General features: G+C 38.8%; 17 protein-coding genes. All 17 read left to right on the top strand.

Going from position 1 to position 7,916, the window contains the following annotated elements; translation table 11 throughout:
• The first annotated feature begins 52 nt into the window (after positions 1-52).
• The gene (gene rplV, locus AAC037_RS14340; protein ID WP_014020626.1) at positions 53-442 is read left to right on the top strand and encodes a 50S ribosomal protein L22; all 390 of its coding nucleotides are present in this window, start codon (positions 53-55) and stop codon (positions 440-442) included.
• Between the two features lie 3 nt (positions 443-445).
• Positions 446-1,183, top strand: coding sequence for a 30S ribosomal protein S3 (rpsC, locus tag AAC037_RS14335; RefSeq protein ID WP_014020627.1), 738 nt, complete (start codon positions 446-448; stop codon positions 1,181-1,183).
• 20 nt (positions 1,184-1,203) lie between these two features.
• Entirely contained in the window at positions 1,204-1,626 is a 423-nt protein-coding gene (gene rplP / locus AAC037_RS14330) for a 50S ribosomal protein L16 (RefSeq protein WP_014020628.1), read from the top strand.
• 4 nt (positions 1,627-1,630) lie between these two features.
• A complete protein-coding gene (rpmC, locus tag AAC037_RS14325; protein ID WP_339903623.1) occupies positions 1,631-1,825 on the top strand; it encodes a 50S ribosomal protein L29 in 195 nt (64 codons plus the stop codon).
• Between the two features lie 8 nt (positions 1,826-1,833).
• The gene (rpsQ, locus tag AAC037_RS14320) at positions 1,834-2,097 is read left to right on the top strand and encodes a 30S ribosomal protein S17 (RefSeq protein ID WP_303613613.1); all 264 of its coding nucleotides are present in this window, start codon (positions 1,834-1,836) and stop codon (positions 2,095-2,097) included.
• 3 nt (positions 2,098-2,100) lie between these two features.
• Positions 2,101-2,469, top strand: coding sequence for a 50S ribosomal protein L14 (gene rplN, locus AAC037_RS14315; RefSeq protein ID WP_014020631.1), 369 nt, complete (start codon positions 2,101-2,103; stop codon positions 2,467-2,469).
• A gap of 2 nt (positions 2,470-2,471) precedes the next feature.
• Positions 2,472-2,816: a 50S ribosomal protein L24 gene (gene rplX / locus AAC037_RS14310; RefSeq protein ID WP_014020632.1), complete on the top strand. Its 345-nt coding sequence runs from the start codon at positions 2,472-2,474 to the stop codon at positions 2,814-2,816.
• Positions 2,809-3,369, top strand: a complete 561-nt coding sequence (gene rplE, locus AAC037_RS14305) for a 50S ribosomal protein L5 (RefSeq protein WP_303613612.1) — start codon at positions 2,809-2,811, stop codon at positions 3,367-3,369. Before rplX ends, rplE begins: the two co-directional genes overlap by 8 nt.
• A 2-nt stretch (positions 3,370-3,371) precedes the next feature.
• On the top strand, positions 3,372-3,641 hold the full coding sequence (rpsN, locus tag AAC037_RS14300; RefSeq protein WP_303613611.1) for a 30S ribosomal protein S14: 270 nt from the start codon (positions 3,372-3,374) through the stop codon (positions 3,639-3,641).
• A gap of 83 nt (positions 3,642-3,724) precedes the next feature.
• Positions 3,725-4,120, top strand: a complete 396-nt coding sequence (gene rpsH / locus AAC037_RS14295; RefSeq protein ID WP_303613610.1) for a 30S ribosomal protein S8 — start codon at positions 3,725-3,727, stop codon at positions 4,118-4,120.
• A gap of 9 nt (positions 4,121-4,129) precedes the next feature.
• Positions 4,130-4,687 carry a 50S ribosomal protein L6 gene (gene rplF, locus AAC037_RS14290; RefSeq protein WP_339903622.1) on the top strand — a complete coding sequence of 186 codons (558 nt, stop codon included), beginning with the start codon at positions 4,130-4,132 and terminating at the stop codon, positions 4,685-4,687.
• Positions 4,688-4,694: 7 nt separating this feature from the next.
• Complete coding sequence (gene rplR / locus AAC037_RS14285; RefSeq protein ID WP_339903621.1) at positions 4,695-5,045, top strand: 50S ribosomal protein L18; 351 nt, start codon at positions 4,695-4,697, stop codon at positions 5,043-5,045.
• Positions 5,046-5,050: 5 nt separating this feature from the next.
• Positions 5,051-5,569, top strand: a complete 519-nt coding sequence (rpsE, locus tag AAC037_RS14280; protein WP_014020638.1) for a 30S ribosomal protein S5 — start codon at positions 5,051-5,053, stop codon at positions 5,567-5,569.
• A 4-nt stretch (positions 5,570-5,573) separates the two neighbouring features.
• On the top strand, positions 5,574-5,753 hold the full coding sequence (gene rpmD, locus AAC037_RS14275; RefSeq protein ID WP_014020639.1) for a 50S ribosomal protein L30: 180 nt from the start codon (positions 5,574-5,576) through the stop codon (positions 5,751-5,753).
• Positions 5,754-5,808: 55 nt separating this feature from the next.
• A complete protein-coding gene (gene rplO / locus AAC037_RS14270; RefSeq protein WP_339903620.1) occupies positions 5,809-6,255 on the top strand; it encodes a 50S ribosomal protein L15 in 447 nt (148 codons plus the stop codon).
• Positions 6,256-6,258: 3 nt separating this feature from the next.
• The gene (gene secY / locus AAC037_RS14265) at positions 6,259-7,575 is read left to right on the top strand and encodes a preprotein translocase subunit SecY (protein ID WP_339903619.1); all 1,317 of its coding nucleotides are present in this window, start codon (positions 6,259-6,261) and stop codon (positions 7,573-7,575) included.
• Between the two features lie 2 nt (positions 7,576-7,577).
• Positions 7,578-7,916: M24 family metallopeptidase (locus AAC037_RS14260; protein ID WP_339903618.1), on the top strand; the 339-nt coding region annotated here is incomplete at its 3' end.

Below are 7,916 nucleotides of genomic sequence, written 5' to 3'. Positions count from 1 at the left end.
CTAGGAATTTCCGTGGACACATTGCCAAAAAAGATAAAGGAAAGAGATAATCATGGAAGCTATAGCAAAATTAAACAATGTTCCTACCTCTCCCAGAAAGATGCGTCTGGTTGCGGATCTAGTAAGGGGAAAAAAAGTTGGTCAGGCATTAAGCATCTTGAAATTTACGCCTAATCACGGATCTATCAGGCTCGAAAAATTATTGTTATCCGCTATTGCCAACTGGCAGGCGAAAAACCCTGATGAAAAGCTTGAAGATGCCGATTTGTATATAAAGACCATCTCTGTAGATGGAGGTAGGATGTTAAAAAGGCTTAGACCTGCACCTCAGGGTAGAGCTCATAGAATCCGTAAAAGATCAAATCATGTAACGCTAGTAGTAGACTCCGTTGAAGGAGATGTTACCGCTGATATTGTTGAATCAAATGAAAAAGTAAACTAAAATATGGGACAAAAAGTTAACCCAATTGGTTTAAGGCTTGGTATCATTAAGGGGTGGGACTCTAACTGGTATGGAGGACGCGATTTCGCTGATAAGCTTTATGAAGACCAGAATATCAGAAAGTACGTCTTTGCCAGAATACCCAAAGGAGGTATTTCCAAGGTAATTATTGAAAGGACTCTAAAGAGGATTACCCTAACCATCCAAACGGCCCGTCCGGGTGTAGTTATTGGTAAAGGTGGATCTGAGGTAGACAAGCTTAAGGAAGAACTTAAGAAAATTACAGATAAAGATATTCAAATCAACATATTTGAAATCAAACGTCCTGAATTAGATGCTAAGTTAGTTGGCGAGTCCATTGCACAGCAATTGGAAGCCAGGATTTCTTTTAGGAGAGCGATGAAGCAATCTATTGCTGCTACCATGAGAGTAGGCGCTGAAGGAATCAAAGTAAAACTTTCCGGAAGATTAGGTGGTGCTGAAATGGCCAGGTCTGAAATGTACAAAGAAGGTAGAATTCCTTTGCACACTATTCGTGCAGATGTGGATTATGCGCTTTCTGAAGCACAAACTGTCTATGGTAAAATAGGTATCAAAGTTTGGATTTTCAAAGGTGAAGTATACGGTAAAAGAGACTTGTCTCCAAACGCCGGGCTAAGCAATGATTCCAAAGGAAATGCTCCTTCAGGCAACAGAAGAAGAAGAGAAGGTGGGCCTAAGAGAAGAAAAAGAAACAACTAAAAATCCTTAACTGAGCAATCATGTTACAGCCAAGAAGAACGAAATTTAGAAAAATGCATAAAGGGAGGATCAAAGGAATTGCCCAAAGAGGTCATACTTTGGCCTTTGGTAATTTCGGCATCAAATCCCTTGAGCCTGGATGGATCACTTCGAGACAAATAGAAGCTGCCCGTATTGCAATGACAAGAGCAATGAAAAGGGAAGGACAAGTTTGGATCCGAATATTTCCAGATAAACCGATCACTAAAAAGCCTGCAGAGGTAAGGATGGGTAAAGGTAAAGGAGCTCCGGAGTACTGGGTAGCAGTTATCAAGCCGGGAACAATCCTTTTTGAAGCTACTGGTGTTTCTGTGGAAGTTGCACAGGAAGCCCTTAGATTAGCACAACAAAAGCTTCCTGTAAGCACAAAATTTATCGTACGTAGAGATTACGTTGGATCATAAGCTGATGAAAAATTCTGAAATCAACGCTCTTAATGAGAGCGAAATAAAAACCCGCATTGAAGCGGAGAGGGAGAACTTGACAAAATTACGTTTTGCTCATGCCATATCCCCTATAGAGAATCCAAATAGAATAAGAGAATCAAGGCGTTTGGTTGCTAGGTTGAATACATTTTTACGAGCCAAACAACTAGCTAAATAAGAAACAAAATGGCTACTACAGATAGAAACCTTCGTAAAGAAAGAATAGGAAAGGTAGTTAGCAACAAAATGGATAAGTCCATAACCGTAGCGGTAGAGCGTAGAGTAAAACACCCTATTTACGGTAAATTTGTTGGTAAAACTACCAAATTCATGGCTCATGACGAAAACAATGATTGTAAGCAAGGAGACTTGGTGAAAATCAGTGAGACTCGTCCGCTGAGTAAGAGCAAACGTTGGAGATTGGTTGAAATAATAGAAAGGGCATTATAAATCATGATACAGCAAGAATCCAGATTAAGTGTAGCGGATAATTCAGGTGCAAAAGAAGTACTTGTAATTCGTGTTTTGGGAGGTACCAAAAGAAGGTATGCCTCTATTGGAGACAAGGTTGTAGTCACTGTGAAATCAGCCCTATCATCCAGTAATATGAAAAAAGGTACCGTTTCTAAAGCGGTAATTGTAAGGACTAAAAAAGAAGTCCGCAGAAAAGATGGTTCGTATATTCGATTTGAAGACAATGCGGCTGTGCTTTTAAATAACAATGACGAACCTAGAGGAACCCGTATTTTCGGCCCAGTTGCCAGGGAACTTAGGGAAAAGCAGTTTATGAAAATTGTATCGTTAGCCCCTGAAGTATTGTAATCATGGAAAGAAAATTTAATAAACAACCCAAATTGCATATCAAAACCGGAGATACCGTATTGGTAATCGCAGGAGATGATAAAGGCAACAAAGGTAAGATCCTTTCTGTTGACCGAGCCAAAAGAAGAGCAATCGTAGAAGGTTTGAATATGGTAACCAAACATATCAAACCAACCACCAACTCTCCTCAAGGCGGTATAGAAAAGAAAGAGGCTCCCATCCATATCAGTAACCTTAAGTTAGTGGATCCTAAAAGTGGAGAAGCTACTAGAATAGGTAGAAAAAAGGATGAGGACGGAAAATTAGTAAGGTACTCTAAGAAAACCGGGGAGGTGATCAATGGCTAAACCTAGATTAAAAGAAAAATTCGATAGCGAAATCAAATCTGAATTGAAAGATAAATTTCAATTTCAGAGTGTGATGGAAGTTCCTAAGTTGACCAAAATTGTATTGAACAAAGGTATTGGTGCAGCTGTAGCAGACAAAAAACTCGTAGATCAAGGTGTTGAAGAACTTACTTTGATTACCGGTCAGAGAGCTGTTGCAACCAAAGCAAAAAATTCTATCTCTAACTTTAAGTTGAGAGATGGAATGCCTATCGGTGCAAAAGTGACACTTAGAGGATATAAAATGTATGAATTCCTTGATCGTTTGGTAAGTATCGCACTTCCAAGAGTAAGGGACTTTAAAGGCATTTCTGACAAAGGTTTTGATGGAAGAGGAAATTATACTTTGGGCGTAACAGAACAAATTATTTTCCCTGAAATCAGTATTGAGAAAGTCAACAGGATTTCTGGTATGGACATCACTTTGGTGACTACCGCAAAAACTGATGAAGAGGCACATGCATTGTTGAAGTCTCTGGGAATGCCATTCGTAAATAACAATAAAGAAGCATAATCATGGCAAGAGAATCGATAAAAGCCCGCGAAAGAAAAAGAGAACGCATGGTGGCCAAGTACGCCCAGAAGCGCGCGGAACTTAAAGCAGCAGGTGATTACGAAGCATTGGATAAACTTCCAAAAAATGCTTCACCAGTAAGACTTCACAATCGTTGCAAACTTACCGGCCGTCCGAAAGGATATATGAGAAAATTTGGAATCAATCGGGTTACTTTTAGAGAAATGGCTTCTGCTGGTAAAATTCCGGGTGTAACCAAGTCTAGCTGGTAAAAATTATATAATAGTTTTTATTCTTAATTTCATTGTGTAACTTTGCAGGCCCGTTAGGGTTTTGTAGTTAGACTAATACAAATATGACTGATCCAATAGCTGATTATCTAACCAGGTTGAGGAATGCCATTAAGGCAACTCACCGGATAGTAGAAATACCTGCTTCTAACATGAAAAAAGAACTTACTAAAGTTCTTCATGATAAAGGGTACATTCAGAATTATAAATTTGTTGAAGATGGACCACAGGGAACTATCAAAATAGCCCTAAAGTACAATCCTCAAACAAAAGTTAATTCCATTGTAAACCTTACAAGAGTAAGTAAGCCAGGTTTAAGAAAATATGTAGATAAAGAATCTCTTCCTAGAGTAATCAATGGTTTGGGAATTGCAATTCTTTCTACGTCAAAAGGAGTGATGACTGACAAAGAAGCCCGAGTTGAAGGAATTGGTGGCGAAGTGCTTTGTTACGTTTACTAATAAATTGATATGTCTAGAATAGGTAAAAAACCGATAAATCTACCTGCGGGTGTGACTGTAGACGTTGCTGATCATAATCAGATAACTGTTAAAGGTCCCAAAGGTACGCTGACTCAGGATGTACATCCTGATTTTGCAGTAGGAAATGAAGAAGGTAACTTGGTCATTAAAAGACCAACGGACTCTAAACGCCATAAATCATTGCATGGACTATATCGTTCATTGCTAAATAATATGGTAATAGGTGTAAGCGAAGGTTACAAAAAAGAATTGGAACTGGTAGGTGTGGGTTATAAAGCCACAAATCAAGGTCAAATTCTTGAGCTTTCTCTGGGATATTCACATAACATCTTTTTGATGGTCCCTGAAGAAGTTGCTGTCAAAACAGAAACCCCTAAAGGTAAAAACCCTTTGGTTACTTTAGAGAGTATCGACAAAGAATTAATAGGTCAGGTAGCTGCTAAAATAAGATCACTACGTAAAGTTGAACCTTTCAAAGGTAAAGGTGTAAGGTTTGTAGGTGAAAATATTAGACGTAAAGCTGGTAAAACTGCCGCTAAAAAATAATTAGAAGATGGCTTTCAAGAAAAAAACTAGAAGACTGAGAATTAAGAGAGGTATCCGAAGGAAAATTTCAGGTACTGATGCCAGGCCAAGACTTTCTGTGTTCAAAAGTAACACAGGAATATACGCACAATTGATTGACGATTTGAAAGGTCAAACTCTTGCAGCAGCCTCATCCAAGGAATTGGGTGCTATTAAGAATGTAAATGTATCTGTTTCTAAAGAAGTTGGTAAAAAATTGGCTGAGAAAGCTGTTTCCAATGGGTTGAACGAAGTTGTTTTTGACAGAAGTGGATATCTTTATCATGGAAATGTAAAAGCTTTGGCAGAAGGTGCCAGAGAAGGAGGCCTTAAATTTTAATCATTATGTCCCAAGTAAGTAAAAGACCCATCAGGGCTACAGATACAGAATTAACCGAAAAAGTTGTTGCCATCAATCGTGTAGCAAAGGTTGTGAAAGGTGGACGTAGATTCTCCTTTTCTGCAATCGTTGTTGTTGGTGATGGTAATGGAGTCGTTGGTTATGGCTTAGGTAAAGCCAATGAGGTAACAGATGCCATAACCAAAGGTATAGAAGATGCTAAGAAGAATTTGATTAAAGTTCCATTGCTTAAAGGTACGATCCCTCACGAACAGTTGGGTAAGTATGGTGGCGGACTGGTTTTGATTAAACCTGCTGCCCCTGGTACTGGAGTATTGGCCGGTGGTTCTATGCGTGCCGTATTGGAAAGTGCTGGATATACAGACATTCTTGCCAAATCTAAAGGTTCTTCCAACCCACACAATGTGGTTAAAGCGACAATCGAAGCGCTTATGAAATTGAGAGATGCTATTGCTGTTTCTCAACAGAGAAGGGTTAAAATTTCTAAAGTTTTTAACGGTTAGGAAAATGGCAAAACTACAAATTACTCAAATACGGAGTACAATCAATAGACCAAAATCCCAAAAAGCTACCATTACTGCTTTAGGATTAGGCAAGATCAACAAAACTGTAGAAAAAGAAAATACTCCACAGTTACAAGGTATGATCCAAAAAATTAGCCATCTAGTTAAGGTACAAGAAGTTTAAAATTGACCGGCTTTGAAGTTGTTCAATTTTTAAACCAATCGAAAATCTAAGTAAAATGAAATTACATACATTAAAACCAGCGGAAGGCTCCACAAAAACCAGAAAAAGGATCGGTAGAGGTCAGGGTTCTGGACGAGGAGGTACATCCACTAAAGGTCATAAAGGTGCGAAATCCAGGTCTGGTTACAAAACCAAACTAGGTTTTGAAGGTGGGCAAATGCCTCTTCAACGTAGGGTACCAAAATTTGGATTTACTAATCACAATAGGGTTGCCTATCAAGCCGTAAATCTTGATACTATCCAAGAATTGGCTGAAAAGCTTAATATTGATAGTATAGATTTTGATGTTTTACATGAAAATGGCTTAGTTTCCAAAAAAGATCTTGTAAAAGTCCTAGGAAGAGGCGAACTTACTTCAAAATTAAATGTAAGTGCCCACAGTTTCTCTGCTAGTGCCATAGCGGCGATTGAAAAAGTTGGAGGATCTGTAAATAAGATTTAATACATGAAAAAGTTTATTACAACAGTAAAGAACATCTTTTCGATTGAGGATTTAAGAATCAGAATCTTAAATACAATTGGTTTGCTAATTGTTTTTAGAATAGGATCCTTTGTCGTCTTACCAGGTGTTGATCCAAGTCGCCTTGGAGAGGCTGCCTCTGGTATATTCGGATTGATTGATACCTTTTTAGGTGGTTCTTTCAGTAGGGCGTCCATCTTTGGCTTGGGTATCATGCCCTATATATCTGCTTCAATTGTATTGCAATTGCTGACTGTTGGCGTACCCTATTTTCAAAAATTACAAAAAGAAGGTGAGTCCGGTAGGAAGAGAATCAATCAGATTACCAGAGTGCTAACCATTCTAATAACCTTGGCTCAAGGTGTTGGCTATATTACTGCCACCATTCCTGATGAAGCCATCGTTATTAATAAAACCCTTTTCATGACCTCTGCTCTTGTCTTATTGACCGCCGGAACAATGTTCTGTATGTGGATAGGCGAGAAGATTACTGAAAAAGGAATAGGAAATGGTATTTCCATGTTGATCATGATTGGTATCATATCCGCCCTTCCCGGAGCGATTATCTCTGAGAGTTTATCCAAAGGTGGCGGAGGTATCTTGTTATTGCTTCTAGAAGCTGTCATTCTATTCTTCGTTGTAGTAGGAGTCGTAGCACTCACAGAAGCAGTCAGAAGAATTCCTGTGCAGTATGCCAAGCAAGTTGTTGGAGGCAAAGTATATGGCGGACAACGTCAGTACATTCCTATCAAAGTGAATGCTTCTGGTGTGATGCCCATTATCTTTGCCCAATCCTTGATGTTCTTGCCGGCTTTGATTGCTCAAATTTGGGCAGAAGACAGTGATATAGCCTCCTATATAGGAACTACCTTCAGTGACTTCACCTCTTGGCAATACAATCTTGTCTTTGCTGTAATGATCATTCTTTTTACCTTTTTCTATACTGCGATTACCGTTAACCCGGAACAAATTGCAGAAGATATGAAAAGAAACGGCGGTTTTGTTCCAGGAATTAAGCCTGGTGGACCAACAGCTGATTTCATTGACAATATAATTTCTAGAATTACTTTACCAGGATCTATCTTGCTAGCCCTTGTAGCGATTATGCCGGCATTCGCCATCATTGCAGGAGTTAGTAGTGAGTTTGCCCAATTTTATGGAGGTACCTCATTGTTGATTATGGTAGGAGTTATCTTGGATACACTTCGACAGATAGAAAGTTACTTGTTGATGAGACATTACGAAGGCATGATGAAAAGTGGAAACATGAAAAATGATCCTTCAAGTTATGCAGTGGCTTAAATATGATACAGTTTAAGTCTGAAGAAGAAATTGAAATAATTAAAGAAAGTGCGCTGATCTTAGGAAAAGCGCACGGTGAAGTAGCCAAAAACGTGAAAGAAGGGGTAAAGACCTCTTATTTAGATAAAATTGCTGAAGAATACATCCGGGATAACAAGGCCATTCCTTCCTTTAAAGGATACAATGGTTTCCCGGCTTCACTTTGTATTTCTGTGAACGAAGTTGTTGTTCACGGATTTCCAAGTCAATATCAATTGAAAGATGGCGATATAATCTCAATAGATTGTGGAGTCTTTCACCAAGGTTTTCATAGCGATTCCGCTTATACTTACCCTGTTGGT

This window comes from uncultured Cyclobacterium sp. (assembly GCF_963976465.1).
GTDB lineage: Bacteria > Bacteroidota > Bacteroidia > Cytophagales > Cyclobacteriaceae > Cyclobacterium.
Note: the sequence above shows the minus strand (reverse complement) of the source record. Positions and strands in the feature narration are given on the sequence as shown.